Annotated in this window: 20 protein-coding genes; 9 read left to right on the forward strand and 11 right to left on the reverse strand. The window is 65.6% G+C overall.

Annotation, left to right across the window (positions count from 1 at the left end):
- Window positions 1–25: 25 nt before the first annotated feature.
- The 6 genes from ACI48D_RS05575 to ACI48D_RS05600 form a co-directional block, all read right to left on the reverse strand.
- Window positions 26–3,529 carry a transglycosylase domain-containing protein gene (locus tag ACI48D_RS05575; RefSeq protein WP_435570247.1) on the reverse strand — a complete coding sequence of 1,168 codons (3,504 nt, stop codon included), beginning with the start codon at window positions 3,527–3,529 and terminating at the stop codon, window positions 26–28.
- Between the two features lie 504 nt (window positions 3,530–4,033).
- Window positions 4,034–4,837, reverse strand: a complete 804-nt coding sequence (locus ACI48D_RS05580; RefSeq protein ID WP_435570217.1) for a competence/damage-inducible protein A — start codon at window positions 4,835–4,837, stop codon at window positions 4,034–4,036.
- Between the two features lie 15 nt (window positions 4,838–4,852).
- Window positions 4,853–5,674: an EI24 domain-containing protein gene (locus ACI48D_RS05585; protein WP_435570218.1), complete on the reverse strand. Its 822-nt coding sequence runs from the start codon at window positions 5,672–5,674 to the stop codon at window positions 4,853–4,855.
- 7 nt (window positions 5,675–5,681) lie between these two features.
- Entirely contained in the window at window positions 5,682–6,683 is a 1,002-nt protein-coding gene (locus ACI48D_RS05590; protein ID WP_435570219.1) for a sterol desaturase family protein, read from the reverse strand.
- Window positions 6,680–7,486 carry a polysaccharide deacetylase family protein gene (locus ACI48D_RS05595; RefSeq protein ID WP_435570220.1) on the reverse strand — a complete coding sequence of 269 codons (807 nt, stop codon included), beginning with the start codon at window positions 7,484–7,486 and terminating at the stop codon, window positions 6,680–6,682. Before ACI48D_RS05595 ends, ACI48D_RS05590 begins: the two co-directional genes overlap by 4 nt.
- Window positions 7,486–8,457 (reverse strand): YncE family protein, encoded by a 972-nt coding sequence (locus ACI48D_RS05600; RefSeq protein ID WP_435570221.1) that lies wholly within the window; start codon window positions 8,455–8,457, stop codon window positions 7,486–7,488. Before ACI48D_RS05600 ends, ACI48D_RS05595 begins: the two co-directional genes overlap by 1 nt.
- 201 nt (window positions 8,458–8,658) lie before the next feature.
- Between ACI48D_RS05600 and ACI48D_RS05605 the strand changes: the two genes are divergently transcribed.
- Both ACI48D_RS05605 and ACI48D_RS05610 read left to right on the forward strand, forming a co-directional pair.
- Complete coding sequence (locus ACI48D_RS05605) at window positions 8,659–9,015, forward strand: FKBP-type peptidyl-prolyl cis-trans isomerase (protein ID WP_435570222.1); 357 nt, start codon at window positions 8,659–8,661, stop codon at window positions 9,013–9,015.
- A 104-nt stretch (window positions 9,016–9,119) separates the two neighbouring features.
- Window positions 9,120–9,374, forward strand: coding sequence for an acyl-CoA-binding protein (locus ACI48D_RS05610; protein WP_435570223.1), 255 nt, complete (start codon window positions 9,120–9,122; stop codon window positions 9,372–9,374).
- A gap of 12 nt (window positions 9,375–9,386) precedes the next feature.
- On the opposite strand, the gene ACI48D_RS05615 is transcribed toward ACI48D_RS05610, so the two are convergent.
- Complete coding sequence (locus ACI48D_RS05615) at window positions 9,387–9,662, reverse strand: polyhydroxyalkanoic acid system family protein (protein WP_435570224.1); 276 nt, start codon at window positions 9,660–9,662, stop codon at window positions 9,387–9,389.
- A 174-nt stretch (window positions 9,663–9,836) separates the two neighbouring features.
- Here ACI48D_RS05615 and ACI48D_RS05620 point away from each other — a divergent pair, with 174 nt between their 5' ends.
- The 5 genes from ACI48D_RS05620 (at window position 9,837) to ACI48D_RS05640 (ending at window position 14,915) form a co-directional block, all read left to right on the forward strand.
- The gene (locus tag ACI48D_RS05620; RefSeq protein WP_435570225.1) at window positions 9,837–11,447 is read left to right on the forward strand and encodes a hypothetical protein; all 1,611 of its coding nucleotides are present in this window, start codon (window positions 9,837–9,839) and stop codon (window positions 11,445–11,447) included.
- A gap of 1 nt (window position 11,448) precedes the next feature.
- A complete protein-coding gene (locus ACI48D_RS05625; protein WP_435570226.1) occupies window positions 11,449–11,727 on the forward strand; it encodes a protealysin inhibitor emfourin in 279 nt (92 codons plus the stop codon).
- A gap of 176 nt (window positions 11,728–11,903) precedes the next feature.
- Complete coding sequence (gene fdxA / locus ACI48D_RS05630; RefSeq protein ID WP_435570227.1) at window positions 11,904–12,227, forward strand: ferredoxin FdxA; 324 nt, start codon at window positions 11,904–11,906, stop codon at window positions 12,225–12,227.
- Between the two features lie 123 nt (window positions 12,228–12,350).
- The gene (locus tag ACI48D_RS05635; protein ID WP_435570228.1) at window positions 12,351–13,448 is read left to right on the forward strand and encodes an NAD(P)/FAD-dependent oxidoreductase; all 1,098 of its coding nucleotides are present in this window, start codon (window positions 12,351–12,353) and stop codon (window positions 13,446–13,448) included.
- Between the two features lie 231 nt (window positions 13,449–13,679).
- On the forward strand, window positions 13,680–14,915 hold the full coding sequence (locus ACI48D_RS05640; protein ID WP_435570229.1) for a polyhydroxyalkanoate depolymerase: 1,236 nt from the start codon (window positions 13,680–13,682) through the stop codon (window positions 14,913–14,915).
- 61 nt (window positions 14,916–14,976) lie between these two features.
- Here the strand turns inward: ACI48D_RS05640 and ACI48D_RS05645 are convergent, their stop codons facing one another.
- Together ACI48D_RS05645 and ACI48D_RS05650 are read right to left on the reverse strand one after the other, a co-directional pair.
- Window positions 14,977–15,363, reverse strand: coding sequence for a DUF5329 domain-containing protein (locus tag ACI48D_RS05645; protein ID WP_435570230.1), 387 nt, complete (start codon window positions 15,361–15,363; stop codon window positions 14,977–14,979).
- Between the two features lie 104 nt (window positions 15,364–15,467).
- Window positions 15,468–15,953 carry an RcnB family protein gene (locus ACI48D_RS05650; RefSeq protein ID WP_435570231.1) on the reverse strand — a complete coding sequence of 162 codons (486 nt, stop codon included), beginning with the start codon at window positions 15,951–15,953 and terminating at the stop codon, window positions 15,468–15,470.
- A 212-nt stretch (window positions 15,954–16,165) separates the two neighbouring features.
- On the opposite strand from ACI48D_RS05650, the gene rsxB reads away from it, so the two are divergent.
- Together rsxB and nth are read left to right on the forward strand one after the other, a co-directional pair.
- The gene (gene rsxB, locus ACI48D_RS05655; protein WP_435570232.1) at window positions 16,166–16,837 is read left to right on the forward strand and encodes an electron transport complex subunit RsxB; all 672 of its coding nucleotides are present in this window, start codon (window positions 16,166–16,168) and stop codon (window positions 16,835–16,837) included.
- 10 nt (window positions 16,838–16,847) lie between these two features.
- Window positions 16,848–17,525 (forward strand): endonuclease III, encoded by a 678-nt coding sequence (gene nth / locus ACI48D_RS05660; protein WP_435570233.1) that lies wholly within the window; start codon window positions 16,848–16,850, stop codon window positions 17,523–17,525.
- Here nth and ACI48D_RS05665 read toward each other — a convergent pair.
- Window positions 17,515–17,913, reverse strand: coding sequence for a nuclear transport factor 2 family protein (locus ACI48D_RS05665; protein ID WP_435570234.1), 399 nt, complete (start codon window positions 17,911–17,913; stop codon window positions 17,515–17,517). The genes nth and ACI48D_RS05665 overlap by 11 nt on opposite strands.
- A 5-nt stretch (window positions 17,914–17,918) precedes the next feature.
- The coding region (locus tag ACI48D_RS05670) for a hypothetical protein (RefSeq protein ID WP_435570235.1) at window positions 17,919–18,496 on the reverse strand (578 nt) is incomplete at its 5' end.

Consider the following 18,496-nt stretch of genomic DNA (forward strand, 5'->3'; position numbering starts at 1 on the left):
GCCCCCGGGCGCTCAGGCCTGCCGTTCAATTCAGCACTTCTTCCACCGCGGCCGGCTTCGGGCGCGGCGCCTGCTCGGGCTTCGGCGCTTCCGCGGCCTCGCTGCGCGGCTTGGCAGGCTTGAGCGGCGCGACCGGCTTCGGATGGGCGCCCTCGGCGGCCTTGGCGCGGACCGCGTCGGCCGCTTTCGGATGGCTGCCCTCGCCTGCCGGCTTGGCGCGGCTTGGCTCGGCCGCCGGCTTGTGGTGCGGCGCCTCGTCCGCCTCGGGCCTGGCGTGCGGCGCCGCTTCCTTGGCCGCTTCCTTGGCCGCTTTGTGGGCAGCCTGCTCGGCGGCAGGCTTGGCCGCTGCGGCCGCCACCGGGACCGCCGGCTTGGCCTGAGCGGCGGCTGCCGGCTTGGCAGGCGCCTCGACCTCTTCCGCCTGGGCGTCTTCGGGCGCCGGCTTGACGCTGGCGACGCCGTCGTTCAACTGCGGCGCGGGCGCGGCGCTCGCCGCGGCCGCCTTCTCGGCCGCCGTCGCCACGTGCAGGCCCGGCACCGTCACCACGTCCTGCTTCTCGATCATCGGCATCAGGCTCGGCGCCAGCGTCACCAGCAGCTGCACCGGCAGCGCGCTGGTGAAGTCGTAGTGGGCCGATTCCGGACCGTGCACATAGGCCGTCATGCTGCCGAAGAAGCGCTCGCCGATGTTGAACACGAACGTCGCCGAACGGTTCACGTAGCGCGACTCGATCAGGCGGTGGCCGGCGCCGAACACGTCGAAGCGCTGGTCGCCGGTGCCGGTCTTGCCACCCATCGCGATCACGCTGCCGTCCTGCTTGTAGAAGGCCTGCTTGACACGCTTGGCCGTCCCCTCCTGCGCCACACCGCGGATGGCGTCGGCCACCGCACGGGCGACCTGCGGGTTCAGCACCTGCTCGCCCTTCTCGGCCTGGCCGCGCTTGACCAGGGTCTCGTACGGCGTGTCCTTGGCAAAGTGCAGCGAATCGATGCGCTGGGTCGGTTTGCGCACGCCGCCGTTGACGATGATGCCCATCAGCTCGGCCAGCGCGATCGGACGATCGGCCGAGGCGCCGAGCGTGGTCGCATAGGACGGCACCAGCGAATCGAAGGGATAACCCATCTTCTTCCACTGCGCGTGGATCTTCAGGAAGGCCTCGACCTCGATCAGGCCGGCGATGCGCTTGTCCTGGGCATGCTTGCGGTGGGTCTTGAACAGCCAGGAATAGACTTCCTGGCGCTCCTTGACGGAAGCCTTGGTCACCTCGTCCCAGCCGGCCTTCGGATGGGTGCGCAGGTAGCCGGCCAGCCACAGCTCGAGCGGGTGGACCGAGGCGACGTAGCCGCGGTCGGCCAGCGACATGTTCGCGGTCGAATACTGGTCGTACATCTTGACGATGCGTTCCTCGTCGACCTCCCTGTCGTCCGGCAGGCGGGTGTGGATGAACTTGCTGAACTCGGCCAGCGAAGCATCCGGCAGGATGGTGCGGTGGACCGCCGCCAGCTTCGACGCGGCCGGGCGCACGCCCTGCATCAGCACGCTCTCGATCTCCGGCCACTCCATGCCGCGGTACTTGTTCCAGAAGCGCGCCAGGAAGTCGCGGCCTTCACGGTCGGCGAAGCGCGACAGGTACTCGGCGCGGCGCGGGTCGTCGGCGTCGGCCAGCAGTTGGGCCGAGGAACCCGGCAGCTGGAACATGTAGTAGCGCACCACGTCGCGCATCAGGCGCACGAACACCAGGTTGGTCGAATTCTGCAGCGCCTGCTGCACGGTCAGGATGCGGCTGTCGTCCAGCTTGCTGAAGTTGCCGAAGATGTGCACGCCGCCGCCGGTAAAGAACGCTTCGCCGGGGTTGCCCGAGTACTTGCGCTCCATTGCCGCATGCAGCATCGGGGGCAGGCTGCGATCGGCACCTTCCGGCAGCGTCATGAAGTACTCGACCGCCCACTGGCTGAGCCGGTCCTTCGGATCGATCTTCACCTTGGCCAGTTCGGCCTTCGACATCGGCTCGTAGCGCTGGTGCAGCTGGTCGACGATGTCGAGGTAGGTCGTCAGGGTGCGCAGCTTGGCGGTCGAGCCCAGGTCGAGCTTGGCGCCTTCGTTGATGTCGAGCGGCTGGTCGTAGTTGTCGGTCTGGACGCGCAGGTAGTTGACCTTGTCGCCGCGCTCCATCAGCGTGAAGCTGTACACGACCTTGGACGGGTCGCCGTTGCCGAGCATGCCCTTGCCGGTCAGGCCTGCGGCCGCCGCGGCTTCGGTGTCGGTCAGGCGGCGCAGGGCCGCGGTGACGGCCTTCTGGGCGTCCGAATTCAGGGTCGTCACCACCGACAGGTCGAGGCGGTCGAGGTTGTACAGGCGCGCGTCGCCCAGCAGATTGGCCAGGTGGTTGCGCACCGCGTTGGCGGCCTTGCGGGTGACGAAGGTGTTGGCCGGCGGCGGCGCCACGCCGGAGCCGAGCGCCGGATGCAGCGGCACGGCCAGCGCGGCGTCGCGCAGGCTTGGCGGGATCACGCCGGCCTGGGCCAGCACCCGCAGGTGGCTGTTGGTGAGCAGCTCGAGGTCCTTCTCGCCGGCGCCCAGGTAGTAGGCCGGGCGGCGCTGCGCGATCATCAGCGACAGCGCTTCCTTGTAGACGAGCGCGAATTCGGGGGTAAGGGCGTTACTGGACAGGATCCGGTTGACGCTGGCGAAGTCGCGCCCGTACCAGACCCACATGCCGTCGCCGATACCGTTCACCTCGCCGTAGCCCAGCTTGGCCGACAGCGGCACCGTGTTCAGGTATTCGAGCACGATGCGGCGCCGGGTCGCGCCGGTGTCCTCGCCGTCCTGGTAGGAGCGCAGCATGGCCGATGCCATCTGGCGCAGCTTGTCCGACAGCGAAGCGGTGCGGCCTTCCGGCGAATGACGGTATTTCTCGATCTGGGTCGCCAGCGTGCTGCCGCCGGCAACGCGGCCGCCGCTGCCCAGGCCGACCGCGTGCAGCGACTTGTCGAACACCGCCTTCGAGAAGCGGTCCCACTCCACCGCCGGGTTGCGCTTCGGGTAGGTGGTGTCGAGCAGCTCGCGGTTCTCGATGAACAGCAGGCTTCGCACCAGCAGCATTGGCGCGGCATCGAACTGCTCGTACAGGCGTTCCGGGAAGCGCGCCGAGAACAGCGGCTCGCCGCTGTAGTCGAGGATGTCGAGGCCGGCGCGGGTCTTCTCGTGGTAGGTCGCGAACAGGCCCATGTCGGCTAGTTCGAGCATCTTCGGCGACATGCGCGCCTGCGACTCGATCACGTAGTCGCGCGTCTTCAGCTTGGCCAGGTAGTTCGGCAGGTTCGAGTAGCCGAGCCGTTCGTCGTAGGGGCTGGCGGCAGGGAAGCGGATCGCGTCGCTCGGGCCTTTCTCGACGCGGTAGCCGATCTTTTTCGCCATGCCGGCGAAGAAGCGCGCCTGCAGTGCAGAGGTGCGGCTTTCGTAGACGGCGAACGCGGAACCGCCGGCCACCATGATCAGCAACAGCACCACGAGGCTGCGCTTGACCATGCGCCAGCGGCGCTTGGGCGGCGCGGGCGGCGGTTCGGTGCCCTGGTCGGACTCCGCGGGCACGGGAACGGCCGCGGGCTCGAAATTGGGCTCCAGGCGGGTCGCCGTGTCGTGCAGGGGGACTTCCTGCACGGCGGCCATCGTGGGCACGCCGGCAAGCGCGGAATGGCCTGGCAGCACGAGATTGCGGATGCGGCGCAAGGCGCGGGAGATACGGGGCCGTCCCGGACGGCGAGTACTTTGCATATGGTTTAACCGGTTTGAATCTAAGTTCTGCAGTTCCCGTCAACCGGCACGCCCACTACTGGGTAGGTGCTTGATCCAGGTCGTCAAGAAGTTCACAAAGCCTCCGCAACCTCACTCTAGATTGCGCTGCCTACAAACATCATTCCACCACATCAATGTGACACAAAGGAGCCGCTGATGCAGTTTTTTGACATCGCCCGAGTATTTTCGCAAAAAAACAACGGCTCAGTTTGGACTACCGTACCAGCGCCGCAACGGCTACTGTAACAGCTGGTATTCGGCGTCCATGCGCGTCAGTTCCGTGCACATTTCTTCGAAGGCGGAACCGACCTGGACAGGGTTGCCTTTCACGCCCAGCTCGATGTGGCGGCGCGTCCGTACATCACCAACGCTGGGCAGGCTGAATACGTTGACGCCCGGGTAGGCCGCCTCCAGCCGCTCCATCAGCGGGGTCAGGACCGACTCGGCCTGCCCGTACACCAGCAGCGCGCGCTCGGCGCGGGCCTCGCGGTGGAACAGCCCGCTGTAATGGGTGTCGAGCACCCAGGCGATCATCGGCCAGGCCATCACCGGGAAGCCGGGCACGAAATGGTGCGGGACGCCCGCGTGCCGGGCCACCGTGAACCCGGGAATACGGTTGTAGGGATTCGGGATGATGTCGCTGCCGGCCGGGAATTCGGCCATTTTCAGGCGATGCAGGTTGTCGGGCGCGTCGAGGTCGGCCTCGACGCCCGCTTCGCGCGCGGTCTCGCGGATGCGCTCCTGTACCAGCAGCTTCCCTTCCGGATGCAGTGCCAAGGGCAGCCCGAGGGCCGCCGCCGCGCACTGGCGCGTGTGGTCATCCGGGGTGGCGCCGATGCCACCGCAGGAAAACACGATGTCGGATCCGCCAAAGGTCCGCTCCAGCAGCGCGGTGATGCGCGCCGGATCGTCGCCGACGATCTCGGCCCAGGCCAGCTGCAGCCCGCGCTCGCCCAGCAGCTCGATCACCTTGGGCAGGTGCTTGTCGCTGCGTTTTCCCGACAGGATTTCGTCGCCGACGATGATCAGACCGAATGCCATGTTGCCTCCTTGGGGTCAGGCCGGCTCCTTGCTCGCCTGCGCAGCGCGCAGGTCGGCCAGCGCCTGCAGGCAGTAGTACTGGAACCACAGCCCGGTGAAAATGAAAATGATCAGGTAGAGCCAGATCGACAGCACCGCCAATACCGGGAACAGCACCACCGAGAACAGCGCTCCGCCGATCCAGGCCACGCCCGGCAAGGCGCCCAGCAGGCCGGAGATGGTGCCGATCAGCAGCAGCTGGCGGCGCCGGCCGGCCACGATGATGCGCCGCTCCTCCAGGCTGGCGTGGATCGACAGCGCGTCGTAGCTCATCACGCGCGCGGTCAGCCAGCCCCACAGCACGGCCTGCACCACCAGCGCCAGCGGCGCCAGCGCGTACAGCGGCAGGGTCACGATCCACAGCAGCGCGAACACCACGATGCCGGACAGGTTGACGCCCAGGCTGCCCAGGAAGCTGCCGCCCTCCTTGCGCTCCAGGCCCGGGAACTGGACCCGGCTGACGTGGCGCGCGATGGCCGGCATGGCGCCCACGCCGATGAACAGCAGCGAGGTGATGATCATCAGCGGCAGCAGCACCAGCATCGCCACCAGCGGCACGACCAGCGTTTTCAGGAAGCCCAGGCCCAGCGTGGACAGGATGCTGCCGCTGGTCTCGAACAAGCCGTAGTCCCTGAACGTGTCCTGCAGCCAGTCGTACAGCGGCTGCATGCCGGCGTACAGCAGGCTGCCCCACAGCGCCAGCGACAGCAGCAGCGGCACCACCGACAACAGCAGCATGCGGCTCGAGAACTGCGAGCGCAGCGCGCGGCCGTAGGCGATGGCGATCGGACGTACCATCAGGCCCTCACTGGCCGGCCCGGCGTGGCCGGCCGACCGATTCGGCCAGGCGCACCAGGCCCAGCCACTGCTGGCGCCAGAAGCCGCGGCCGTAGTCGCGCCCCGGGCGTAGCGTGCCGTCCGGGGCGGTGCGCTCGAACTGGTCGCGCACGCCGGTGCCGTGGAAGCCCTGCGCGAAGTTGGCGGTCCTGAACAGCAGGTCCCAGACCGGCAGCAGGACGCCGAAATTGCAGCCGCCCAGCTCCCTGCCCTTCGATTCGTGGCCGATACCGACCGCATGGTGGGTGCGGTGGAAGCGCGGCGACACCAGCAGGCGCTCGCCGAGCCAGCCGAAGTGGATGCGCACGTTCGCATGCTGCAGGGACTGCAGCGCGCGCGACACCGAGACCAGCAGCACGTACTGGGACGGCGCGACGCCGATCGCCAGCGCGATGAAGGCCAGGTAGACATCGCGCAGCAAGTCATCCAACAAGTGGTTGCGGTCGTCGCTCCACAGGTTCATGTTCTGCTGGCTGTGGTGCAGGCTGTGCAGCGCCCACCACCAGCGGAACTTGTGCTGGCCGCGGTGGAACCAGTAGTCGAAGAAATCGAGCACCACGAGGTACAGCAGGAAGCTGGCCAGCGGACTCATGCCGGAAACCAGGGTCTCCAGGTTAAACGGGCGCACGCCTTCCATGCGCAGCGCACCGGCCACGTGGTCCATGAGCGGGTCGAGCGTGAAGAAGACCGCCATCGTGAAAAAGCCCAGGCGGTGGATCAGGGTGTAGACGAAGTCGTTCCAGCGCGCGTAGCGGTCGCTCATCTTCTGGGCCGGGATCAGGGACTCCAGCGGGCGCAGGATCAGATACAGGGCTGCCACCTCGCAGGCGCCGGCCAGGAACCACTCGACGCCCTCGAAGGCGTCCTCGGCGTATTCGCCCAGGCCGGTGCTGAACAGGAAAGGCTCGACCACGGACTCGAACAGCCAGCCCTGGAGGAATGCGAACCAATCGAGGAAGTGCTGGATCATTGTTTGAAGTAGGAAGCGTATTCGGGATGCTCACGCAGTGTAGCGAAACAGAAGCCTTTCTGCTCGAGCCCGACGATTAACGGTTCCAAATTGGCCGGCGCCCACGGGTCCTTTCTCGACCAGATGCCCATGTGGGCCATGAAGATGTCGCCATCGCGCAAAGCCCCGAGGGCGCGCTTCAGCAGCAGCGCGTTCGGGTAGACCTCGCTGGGCGTCTCGTCGCCGGAAAAGCCGGCCTTGGCCCAGCCCACGTGGCGGTAGCCGCAGCTGTTCGCGGCGGCCAGCACGTTGGGCGAGGTATGCCCGCCCGGCGCGCGGAAGATCGGATCGAGGCGGCGTCCGGTCAGCTCGTGGAAACGGGTGTCGACGCGGCGCAGCTCGTCGCAATACTGCTGCGGCGTCCAGGTCTCCTGCTTGCCGGCGTGGGCGCCGAACTGCGGCTTCACCACCATGCGGCCGCCGGCCTCGTCGCGCTTCCAGTAGACGTGGTCGAAGGTGTGGCTGCCGAAGGCATGCCCTTCCGCCGCGCGCGCCTTCCAGAATCCGGCCCAGGACGGGTCGAGCGACCAGTCGCCGCGCACCGTCTTTTCGTTGGCCAGGAAGAAGGTCGCCTTGATGCGGTGCTTGCGCAGCGTGTCGGCGATCAGCTCGGCCTGCGACTGGCTGCCGGTGTCGAAGGTGAGATAGATGGTGCCCTTGCAAGCGTCGGCGGCTGACGCCGGCTGCATCGCAGGGAAGGTGGTGGCCGCCAGCAGCAGCGCCGCTGCGGCCTGGGAGGACTTCGACCCGGGCCGCGCGCGCATCACATCCTCGGCGCCGAGTTGGCGAAGAATACCCCGTGCGGCGAACGGCCGACCGGGATCATCTTGATCACCTTGCGGCTGGCGACGTCGATCACGGCGACCTTCTTGATCCAGCGCTGGGTCACCCACAGGGTCTTGCCGTCGGCCGACAGTTCCATGCAGTCCGGACCGCCCGGCACCGGGATCATGCCGACGTTTTCCAGCGTGACCTGGTCGATGATGTTGATCGAGTTCTGCACCCGGTTCGACACGAAGACGTGGCGCTTGTCGCCAACGGCGCGGAAGTTGTGCGCGCCGTTGCCGGTCTTGATGCGCTTGACGCTCTTGGCCGTGCGCCAGTCGATCACTTCGACGTAGTCGCTGCCCATGATCCCGACCAGCAGGTATTTGTCGTCCGGGGTCATGGTGATGCCCGCCGGCAGCTTGCCGACCGCGAGGGTCCACTTGACGGCGCCCGTCTTCAGGTCGATCGCGCTGACCTGGTCGCTGCCCTGGCGCGTGATGAAGGCAGTGGTGCTGGCCGCGTCGAACGCGATGTGGCTGGGCATGCGCGGCAGCGGCACGCGGCGGCTCAGCACGAAGTTGCCGTTCACGTACTGGTAGATGTCGACCCGGTCCAGGCGCAGCGCGGTCGAGACGAACCACTTCTGGTCGGGCGAAAAGCCGATCTGGTACGGATCGAGCACGTCGGTCACCTTGCGCTGGACCTTGCCGGTGATCGGATCCAGGAAGATCAGCTCGTTGCCGACCGAGCTGGCGACGATCACGGACTTGTTGTCCGGCGTGGCCATCAGGTGGTGCGGCTCCTTGCCGACGGCGAAGGTGCCGTTGTCGGCGCCGGTGGCCTGGTCGAGCAGCTGGACCGTGGCATCACGCGAGTTCAGGACCACGACCACGTTGGCCTGGGCGGCCTGAACTGCGGTCAACAGACAAATACCAGAGAGAATGAGCTTACGAAAACGACGCAGCATGGGAGGACGAAGTGCCCGGAGGTGGAAGAAGTTCTTATTCTACGGGGAAACGTCTGGCTTCGATGGGTGGTTGACAGGTTTCGTCGAGAATTCGGCGCGCCGTCGCAACACAGTAGAAAAGGCGGCAACAGAACGCGCATGGCAGATTGGGAAGCCATGCACTACAATCGGCGTTTCACACTGAACAAGAGGACAAGAATCATGCCCATCACCACCACGAATTCCGGCCTGCAATACGAAGACACCGTCGAAGGCACCGGCCCGGAAGCCAAGGCCGGCCAGTACGTGACCGTGCATTACACCGGCTGGCTGCGCAACGACGACGGCAGCCAGGGCGCCAAGTTCGATTCCAGTAAAGACCGCAACGACCCGTTCCAGTTCCCGCTGGGCGCCGGCCATGTGATCAAGGGCTGGGACGAAGGCGTGCAGGGCATGAAGGTGGGCGGTGCGCGCCGTCTGATCATCCCGGCCAGCCTGGGCTATGGCGCACGCGGCGCCGGCGGCGTGATTCCGCCGAACGCGACGCTGATCTTCGACGTCGAGCTGCTGGGGCTGTAATCAGCGACCGAGCAAGCCCTCTAAAGTCGCCCCATGTCAGCGGTGATTCCCGGCACGATGCGCTAAGATGAGCGAAGTATTGCCATTTTATCCAAGGAGTGACCATGAGTTTGCAAGAGCAGTTCGCCCAGGCCCAGATCGATTCGAAGAACCTGCCCGAGCGTCCGGACAACATGACCCTGCTGAAGATCTATGCCCTGTACAAGCAGGGTGCGAGCGGCGACGTCAGCGGCGAGCGTCCTGGCTTCACCGACATGGTCGGCCGCGCCAAGTACGACGCCTGGGCGGCACTCAAGGGCACGTCGCAGGACGACGCGATGCAGCAGTACGTCGACCTGATCGACGACCTGAAAGACTAAGCGCCCAAGCGCCTAGGCAAACACCTTGCGCATGCTTTCCGCCACCTTCGCCTCGATGGTGGAGCGGAAAGCGCCCATCAACATGCCCAGCTTGATGCGCAAGGCAGCCTGACGCTCGCCCAGCGTGAGCGTTCCCTCCACGCCGCTGCGCTCGAAACGCAGCACGTCCCCGTCCCACCTGCAGTGCAGGCCATATTCGCCGGCCAGCTTGTCCGCCACTTTCTGGGCCGCCGCACGCGCAGCAATCTGGCTGAGCTGGTGTTGCTGGGTGATGCTGATATCCGCCATCTGGCTCTTCCTTCCTGAATCGACAACGACAAAGTCCGTCATGATGCCAGCTGGGTCGCGCAAAGGCCAGCAGCGTCGAGCCTGTTGACCAGAATCAATGCCCAAATATGATGACGGGCGACCATTTCTCTTGCGGCCTGCCTATCGCAGCCTGCTCCACCGGAGGAAGCCATCATGTCATCAGAAGCCAGCCTGCCCGACCCCGCCCAGCCCCCGATCGGCTACGTGCCGATGCCGACCGCTCCCTATCGCCAGCACCGCAAGGCCGCCCAGCTGCTCGACCAGCCCGGCCGCCCGCGCCTCCCGGGCGGGCCCGGCGCCGGTACGCCGGGCCGCGCCGGCAGCGACGAAGAAGGCTCGCAAGGCGAGCTTCCCCTGCCCTACGCTTTCGGCGCCCGGGTGCTGATGTGGAAGCAGGATCCGTCGGTGTCCGAGATCGGCACCCGCAAGGTGTACCTGCCGGGCGTGGTGCTGGCCGGCCCGCGCGACGCCCGCATCGCCATCGCCGGCAATGCCGACCTCCCGGCGGTCGAGCCGAACGCCTTCGGCGACTTCGTGACCATGCCTGACACCCCGCAGTTCGACGCCGTCCACACCTACGCGGTGGTGCGGCAGACGCTCACCATGTACCAGCGCGCCCTGTCCACCGCAGGCAGCACCATGCCCCTGCCCTGGCAATGGAACAGCAGCGTCGACACCTCCCCGCTGCAGGTCCATCCCTACGGCCTGCCGAACGTGATGAACGCCTATTACAGCCGGACCCAGGGCTGCCTGAAGTTCGGCGACTTCGTCCCGCCCGGCGAGACCGCGCGCGTGTACACCTGCCGCTCCTTCGACATCGTCTCGCACGAGACCGGCCATGCCGTGCTGGACGGCCTCAAGCCGCAATGGCTGATGGCGGACAATCCGCCGCAGACCGGCGGCCTGCACGAATCCTTCGGCGACCTGACCGCGATCTTCTTGGCCCTGTCCCAGCTCGACCAGTGCGAAGCGGTGGTGGCCCAGACCAAGGCGCACCTGCACGATAAAACCTTCCTTGCCGATATCGCCGAGCAGTTCGGCCTGGCGCTGGGCAGTACCAACGGCCTGCGCAACGCCGACAACGACCTCACGCTGTCCCAGGCCGGCACCGAAGTCCATGCGATCTCCCAGGTGTTCACGGGCGCCCTGTACGATATCCTGGCCGACATCTTCGCTTTCGAGCGCAAGCCCGAGCTCGAAGACTGCGCCAGCGTGCTGCACCGGGTCGCGGCCTGGCTGCGCGGGCTGCTGCTGCGCGCCCTGATCGCTTCCCCCGACCTTGCCGCCACCTATGCCGACGTCGCCAACGAGATGCTGCGCCTGACCCTGGAGGACGGCAAGCCGTTTGAATACACCACCTTCATCCGCAACCGCTTTGCCCAGAGGGAAGTCGTCGACGTGCCGGCGACGCTGACCGGCCCGCATCCGGCCGGGCTGCGCCTGGCGGCCGGCGTGAGCGATGCCCCGGGCGCGAAACAGGACCGGCGCGCCTGCTGCGGCACCATGAACCTGGCCGAGTACTACAACGTGGAACGCATCCTCGATGCCGAAGCGCAGGCGTTGGCGCGCTGGTGCCTTGATCACGGCCGCTTCGGCCCGGCCGGCGAGGGCCTGGCCGAAGCGACAGGCGTGGCAAGCGAAGCCGAAGCCACGCTGACTGCGCTCAAGGTCGGGGCGGACGGGGTCATGGCGACGGTCGCCGGCGCCAGGGCATCCACCACCGAGGTCGCGCCTGGCAAGCTAGCCGCCATTCCCACCGCCTGAGATGAAGATCACGGCCCACGCCAGCGGCGGCTTTGCCGGCCGCGCCGAACGCTTCGAGCTCGACACCGGCCGTCACCGCGACGGCCGGGCGATCGAGTCCCTGCTCGCTCGCCTCGACTTCTTCGGCGCGCTGCCCGCCTGCCCGGTCGGCGCCGACCTGCCGCGCTGGGAAATCACGGCCGACGACGGCCAACGCTGCCGCACGGTCACGCTGGCCGCGGACGAAGTTCCCTCGGCCGGCTGGCAGGCCCTGATCGACCATTTGCGCGCGAGCCGCTGAATATTCGGCCGTTGCTCCGCTTGGCAGCGCGGCCAGGAAGAACATTTGCTTATGTGTATTGTGTATAAGCCTGATTTGTCGTAAAGGCCGAATTGCCCTAAAATACAGTGCTTTGCCGCGTCCGGCGAGCCCTCTCGTCCCCAACACGCCGCCGCTTCCACTGATTAAGGACTGTTATGACCCACGTTGTCACCGAATCGTGCATCCGTTGTCGCTATACCGATTGCGTGGATGTATGCCCGGTAGATTGTTTCCGGGAAGGCCCGAACTTCCTCGCCATTGATCCGGACGAGTGCATCGACTGCGCCGTGTGCGTGGCGGAATGCCCGGTCAACGCGATCTACGCGGAAGAGGACGTGCCGTCTGACCAGCAGCAATTCATCAAGCTGAATGCCGACCTGTCGCGCAACTGGCCGTCGATCACCAAGACCAAGCCTGCCCTGCCCGACGCGGACGAGTGGAAAGACGTCAAGGAAAAGCTGGACCAGCTGGCCCGCTAAACAGCCAGATCAATCATAGATCCACCACAGTTTCGGGATCGGGAAAAACCGTAGCGAGCATCGCAGGCCGCCAATGCAACGTGCAGTAGGTTTTCCCCGCTCCCTTCAGAACAGGAAATCAGCATGACACTTAGTGCCACCCCCGAAGTGGGCACCATCGCTCCCAACAGCTCTTTTGCCGGCGCCATCGAAGCCGACGCCGTGATCATCGGCGCGGGTCCGGTCGGCCTGTTCCAGGTGTTCGAACTCGGCCTGCTGGAAATCAAGGCCCACGTGATCGATTCGCTGCCGGCCGTTGGCGGCCAGTGCGTGGAACTGTACCCGGACAAGCCGATCTACGACATCCCGGCCGTGCCTGTATGCACCGGCCAGGAACTGACCGACAACCTGCTCAAGCAGATCGAGCCGTTCGATCCGACCTTCCACCTGGGCCAGGAGGTGACCACCGTCCAGCGCCGTGAAGACCACCGCTTCAACGTCGAAACCTCGACCGGCACCCGCTTCATCACCAAGACCATCTTCATCGCCGCCGGCGTCGGTTCGTTCCAGGCGCGCACGATCAAGGTGGACGGCATCGAGAAGTTCGACAACAGCCAGCTGTTCTACCGCGTCAAGGATCCGGCGCTGTTCGAAGGCAAGAACCTGGTCATCTGCGGCGGCGGCGACTCCGCCCTGGACTGGGCCCTGAACTTCGTCGGCAAGGCGGAATCCGTCGTGCTGGTGCACCGTCGCGACGACTTCCGCGCCGCGCCGGCCTCGGTCGCCAAGATGAAGCAGCTGTGCGAAGAGTACGAAATGCAGCTGATCACCGGCCAGGTTACCGGCTTCGACGAAAAGGACGGCAAGCTGTCCGAAGTGAAAGTTACCGGTGCCGACGGCGTGACCCGCCGCGTGCCGCTGGACATGCTGATGGTGTTCTTCGGCCTGTCGCCGAAACTGGGCCCGATCGCCGAATGGGGCCTGGACATCGAACGCAAGCAGCTGAAGGTGATGGACACCGAGAAGTTCGAAACCAACGTGCCGGGCATCTTCGCCGTGGGTGACATCAACACCTACCCGGGCAAGAAGAAGCTGATCCTGTCGGGCTTCCACGAAGCCGCGCTGGCCGCCTTCGGCGCCGCGCCGTACATTTTCCCGGACAAGAAGATCCACATGCAGTACACGACGACCTCGCCGAAACTGCACAAGATCCTCGGCGTCGAGAGCCCGGTATTCGACTAAGCGTTCCGTTACCGGCGCGCCACAAAAAAATGCCCCGCCTTTGCGGGGCATTTTTCTTATGTAGGGCACTTAACCGAAGCTTGATACGGAACTGTGATACTAATGTTGCATCGCACTATTTTTTAGATTCAGCGCACCATTTCATGTTGCCCCGCGCCAAACCAATTGGCCTATAATTGACGAATCTGCTGCGCAAAACTTATGTAAGCAGAGCAATGTGAAGGAAATAATATGCTTTATCAACTGCACGAGATGCAACGCTCCTTCCTGAACCCGCTGATGCAGTGGGCCGATGCCTCTGCAAAACTGTTCTCGAATCCCGTTTCACCTTTTGCCCATACCCCGTTCTCCCAGCGTATCGCGGCGGGCTATGAGCTGATGTACCGCCTGGGCAAGGATTACGAAAAACCAGCCTTCGACCTGAACTCCACCACGATCGATGGGCAGACTGTCGGCATCATGGAGCGCATCGTCGTCAGCAAGCCGTTCTGCAAGCTGTTGCACTTCAAGAAAGACATGCCGGACGCGGAATTCGCCGCACTCAAGCAGCCGACCGTGCTCGTGGTCGCTCCATTGTCGGGGCACCATGCCACCCTGCTGCGCGATACCGTGCGCGCCCTGCTGCCGAACCAGGACGTCTACATCACCGATTGGGTCGACGCGCGCATGGTGCCGATGTCGGACGGCCCCTTCCACCTCGACGACTATATTTATTACGTGCAGGACTTCATCCGCCACCTGGGGCCGGACGTGCACGTGATTTCGGTCTGCCAGCCGACCGTGCCCGTGCTGGCCGCGATCTCGCTGATGGCGACCAACAAGGATCCGAAACTGCCGAAATCGATGGTGATGATGGGCGGCCCGATCGACCCCCGCAAATCGCCGACCGCGGTCAACGACCTGGCAACGGAAAAGCCGTTCTCGTGGTTCGAGAACACCGTGATCTATGCGGTGCCGGGCAACTACCCGGGCTTCGGCCGCAAGGTGTATCCGGGCTTCCTGCAGCACGCCGGCTTCATCGCGATGAACCCGGGCCGCCACGCCCAGAGCCACCGCGAGTTCTACCAGCACCTGGTGCGCGGCGACGACGATTCGGCGGAAGCCCACCGCAAGTTCTACGACGAGTACAACGCCGTGCTGGACATGCCGGCCGAGTACTACCTGGAGACGATCAAGACCGTGTTCCAGGACTTCGCCCTGCCGAAGGGAACCTGGAACGTCGGCGGCCAGCTGGTGCGTCCGCAGGACATTGAGAGCGTGGCCCTGTTCACCATCGAAGGCGAACTGGACGACATCTCCGGCGCCGGCCAGACCCAGGCTGCGCACGAGCTGTGCACCAGCATCCCGGCCGAAAAGCAGCAGCACTTCACGGCACCGAAGTGCGGCCACTACGGCATCTTCTCGGGCCGCCGCTGGCGCGAGATCATCTGCCCGATGATCGGCGAGTTCATTCGCAAGAACGCCTGATTTTCGGGCGTCCCATGAAAAATGCCGCGGAATTTCCGCGGCATTTTTTTTGCGGGAGCCGTCAGCGTGTGCCGGCCCGGTAGCGCTCCAGCTCGGCGTTCAGCCATTGCGCGCTGGTGATCGGCTGCTCGCTTCCACAGCGCACCTGGTAGGGCTTGCCGCTCCAGCTGCTCTGCGACGCCGCACGTTCGATGAAGGCGCGGGTAGAGGGCACCAGCTTGCGGCGCTGCAGGTAGTCGTATTTTTCCTGCAGATGCTCGCGTGCGGCCTTGCTGTCGTGCCAGCTGCCGTTGCGCTCGAACTGGCAGCCGGACTGGGCGACAAAGTCGAGCAGGTGGGCGATTTCCCGGGGCGTATGCGGGTCCTGCTGCGCCCACGCGGGCGCGCCCGCGCACAAGGCCAGGACCGTGGACAAGGCAATCAGGGGGTGTCGTCGAGGTCGATGCATGCATCCTCCATCTCGTCAACGGCGCATTGCCGCATCGTGTGCCCGATGCGGCAATGCGGCGGGAATGTCACCTGCCGGGGCCGCCCCATGGGCAGCCCGCGGTGTCAGTGATTGATGATCAGGTCCGCGATCACGCCGGTGGCAATTGCTGCCAGCACGTAGTCGCCGCCCGTTTGCACCCAGTGATAGCCCCTCGGCGGAGGCCGCAAATGGTGTTCTCGATAGTTGTTCACCACGTACTGGTGATTGCGGTAGCGTTCCGGCAGGCGGTCGCCGCGGCGGAAACTGTGTTCGGGTCCGGCACCATTCCAGCGGCGCTCGTCGCCACCCCAGCCTTCGTTGCCGTAGCGGCCGCCGCCGCGGGCCTGGTAGCCGTCGCGGCGCTCGTCGCGGCGCTCGTTCTGGTGCTCGTTCTGGCGGTCGAATTGACGGTTGCGATCGTCGTCGCGGTCGCGCTGGCTGTAGCCGTTGCGGTCGCCGCGGTCGCCGCGGTCACGCTCGCCTTGATAACGGTCCTGGGCGAAACTCGAGGCGCTGGCGCTCAGCAGTGCAGTCACCAGTGCTGGAATGATGAGGTGCTTCTTTTCCATAAGACCCTCCTGTTCGTTCATTGCCTGGGTCCAGTAGACCACTTGGCGGGCTCAGCAATCCGTACGCTGCAGCACCAAGCGCTGTAGGACAAACGGCAGCGTTCCTGACAGCCGAGCGGCCATAAAAGCCCGGCTTCGACGGCGCCGGCCATTTAGCGGATAATGGCGGTTTAGCAAACGCTAGACTTTCATCCAGCCAGCGCCAGACCATCGTGACGAAATCCCTCGCCGACCAGATCGAAGACCTGTTGCCGCAGACCCAGTGCACGAAGTGCGGCTATGCCGCCTGCCGCCCGTACGCGGAAGCGATCGCCAGCGGCGAGGCCGACATCAACCGCTGCCCGCCGGGCGGATTGGCCGGCGTCGAGCGGCTGTCGCGGGTGACGGGCCGTCCCGTCATCCCGATCAATCCCGCCAACGGCCTGGAGCGTCCGCGCCCGGTCGCCTTCATCGACGAGAACCTGTGCATCGGCTGCACCCTGTGCATCCAGGCCTGCCCGGTGGACGCCATCCTCGGCGCGCCCAAGCAGATGCACACCATCCTGCCCAGCCTGTGCACCGGCTGCGACCTGTGCGTGGCGCCCTGCCCGGTCGACTGCATCAGCATGATCCCGGTGACGGGAGACCGTACCGGCTGGGACGCCTGGTCGCAGGAACAGGCCGACGCCGCGCGTGCGCGCCACGACTTCCGCACCGAGCGCCTGCAGCGCGAGAAGGACGAGAACGATGCGCGCCTGGCCGCCAAGGCCCTGGAAAAGATGCGTGCGCTGACTGCCGAAGAAACGAATACCGCCGAGGAACTGGCCGAGAAGGAGCGCAAGCGCGCCATCATCGCCGCCGCCATCGAGCGCGCCCGCCTCAAGGCCGCCGGGAAACCTGAATGAACGCAAGCACATGAACGCAACCAAGCGCTACGAGATCTTCACGCGCTTTCGCGCCGCCAATCCGCATCCGACCACCGAACTCGAATACAGCACGCCTTTCGAACTGCTGATTGCGGTGCTGCTGTCGGCCCAGTCGACCGATGTCGGCGTCAACAAGGCCACGCGCAGGCTGTACCCGGTGGCGAACACGCCGCAGGCCATCCTCGACCTCGGCCTGGACGAGCTGAAGACCTATATCTCGACCATCGGCCTGTACAACAACAAGGCGAAGAACGTCATCGCCACCTGCGAGATCCTGGTGAACCAGTACGGCGGCGAAGTGCCGCGCGAGCGCGAGGCGCTGGAAGCCCTGCCGGGCGTGGGCCGCAAGACCGCCAACGTGGTGCTGAACACGGCCTTCGGCGAGCCGGCGATGGCGGTCGACACGCATATCTTCCGCGTCTCGAACCGCACCAGGATCGCGCCGGGCAAGAACGTCGACGAGGTCGAGCAGAAGCTGCTGAAGTTCGTGCCCAGGGAATTCCTGCACGACGCCCACCACTGGCTGATCCTGCACGGCCGCTACACCTGCGTGGCGCGCAAGCCCAAGTGCTGGAACTGCATCATCAAGGACCTGTGCGAGTTCAAGGACAAGACCCCGGCGCCTGCCGACGTCTTGCCGCCGTCCCTGCCTTCGCTTACGGATTGAGCAGCGTGGTGGCGCCCGGCGCGAACGAGGCGCGCCGGATGCGCCCCTCCACGACTTCGTAAATGCACAGCATCTCGAGCGTGCCCACGCCTTCGGCGAAGTTGCGCGTGATGAGTTCGAGATCGGTCACGACATTCCCCATCACGGTGCGCGCCAGCAGGCGCGCATGCAGGTCCGGCTCCGTGAAGCGCGCCAGGTAGCGCGGGCGGATCTCATCGTGCCCCCTGGCCAGGCGCTCGCCATGCAGTGCGAACTGCTCGGCATCCGCTGCGTAGGCGCGCATCAGCGCATCGATGTCTTTGGCGTTGAAGGCGTCGAGCTGGGCCTGGACGACGGCGAGGGGCGAGGTGTTTTCCATGATGCTCCTGATCTTTTCGGTGACGGGCATCGATTCTAATCCGCCGGCGTCAGCACGACCGAGAAAAACATCAGGTTCATGCCGTTGTACAGCTTGAACAGGATGGTGTTGCGTCCCTTGTGGAAGTGCAGCTTGCGCTGGCCTTCCGTCAGGTTGCGCCCGGCCAGTTCGGTGTGCAGGCTGTAAAAGGGCGCGCGGTACCAGGGCTTGTCGTCGTCGGCGCCGCTGATCCACACAAGACGATCGTTGAACCACAGCTTGGAGTCGTCGTCCGCGCCGATCGACATCCACATATCCATGTCCCGCTCGACCGCGACTTCGGTGTACGCGTAATACACCGCGTTCTCGGCGCGCGGCTGCGGCACGAAGGGATAGCTCGGTTCCTGCTGCCAGTTCCAGCGCACCGGCGCGTCGTTCTTGCCATAGTAGACGGCATCCAGGTCGACGCCGCGCTCGGGCGGATAGACGGCGTCGACGCTGCCGCGGCCGTGGCCGGTGAAAGGGCCGATCACGTACCAGGTGTCGAGGAAGATCCGGTTGGCGAATGGCCCGCCCGGCCCCAGCTTGCGCCCGGCGCCCGCCCGCACCGCATTCGCGTCGACCGGCGGCGGCG

The organism is Massilia sp. LXY-6 (genome assembly GCF_051233485.1).
Classification (GTDB): Bacteria; Pseudomonadota; Gammaproteobacteria; order Burkholderiales; family Burkholderiaceae_D; genus Telluria.

Coding starts and splice junctions, on each gene's coding strand:
- ACI48D_RS05575 (WP_435570247.1), bottom strand. CDS start 3,529: ATGGTCAAGCGCAGCCTCGTGGTGCTGTTGCTGATCATGGTGGCCGGC.
- ACI48D_RS05580 (WP_435570217.1), bottom strand. CDS start 4,837: ATGGCATTCGGTCTGATCATCGTCGGCGACGAAATCCTGTCGGGAAAA.
- ACI48D_RS05585 (WP_435570218.1), bottom strand. CDS start 5,674: ATGGTACGTCCGATCGCCATCGCCTACGGCCGCGCGCTGCGCTCGCAG.
- ACI48D_RS05590 (WP_435570219.1), bottom strand. CDS start 6,683: ATGATCCAGCACTTCCTCGATTGGTTCGCATTCCTCCAGGGCTGGCTG.
- ACI48D_RS05595 (WP_435570220.1), bottom strand. CDS start 7,486: ATGCGCGCGCGGCCCGGGTCGAAGTCCTCCCAGGCCGCAGCGGCGCTG.
- ACI48D_RS05600 (WP_435570221.1), bottom strand. CDS start 8,457: ATGCTGCGTCGTTTTCGTAAGCTCATTCTCTCTGGTATTTGTCTGTTG.
- ACI48D_RS05605 (WP_435570222.1), top strand. CDS start 8,659: ATGCCCATCACCACCACGAATTCCGGCCTGCAATACGAAGACACCGTC.
- ACI48D_RS05610 (WP_435570223.1), top strand. CDS start 9,120: ATGAGTTTGCAAGAGCAGTTCGCCCAGGCCCAGATCGATTCGAAGAAC.
- ACI48D_RS05615 (WP_435570224.1), bottom strand. CDS start 9,662: ATGGCGGATATCAGCATCACCCAGCAACACCAGCTCAGCCAGATTGCT.
- ACI48D_RS05620 (WP_435570225.1), top strand. CDS start 9,837: ATGTCATCAGAAGCCAGCCTGCCCGACCCCGCCCAGCCCCCGATCGGC.
- ACI48D_RS05625 (WP_435570226.1), top strand. CDS start 11,449: ATGAAGATCACGGCCCACGCCAGCGGCGGCTTTGCCGGCCGCGCCGAA.
- fdxA (WP_435570227.1), top strand. CDS start 11,904: ATGACCCACGTTGTCACCGAATCGTGCATCCGTTGTCGCTATACCGAT.
- ACI48D_RS05635 (WP_435570228.1), top strand. CDS start 12,351: ATGACACTTAGTGCCACCCCCGAAGTGGGCACCATCGCTCCCAACAGC.
- ACI48D_RS05640 (WP_435570229.1), top strand. CDS start 13,680: ATGCTTTATCAACTGCACGAGATGCAACGCTCCTTCCTGAACCCGCTG.
- ACI48D_RS05645 (WP_435570230.1), bottom strand. CDS start 15,363: ATGCATCGACCTCGACGACACCCCCTGATTGCCTTGTCCACGGTCCTG.
- ACI48D_RS05650 (WP_435570231.1), bottom strand. CDS start 15,953: ATGGAAAAGAAGCACCTCATCATTCCAGCACTGGTGACTGCACTGCTG.
- nth (WP_435570233.1), top strand. CDS start 16,848: ATGAACGCAACCAAGCGCTACGAGATCTTCACGCGCTTTCGCGCCGCC.
- ACI48D_RS05665 (WP_435570234.1), bottom strand. CDS start 17,913: ATGCCCGTCACCGAAAAGATCAGGAGCATCATGGAAAACACCTCGCCC.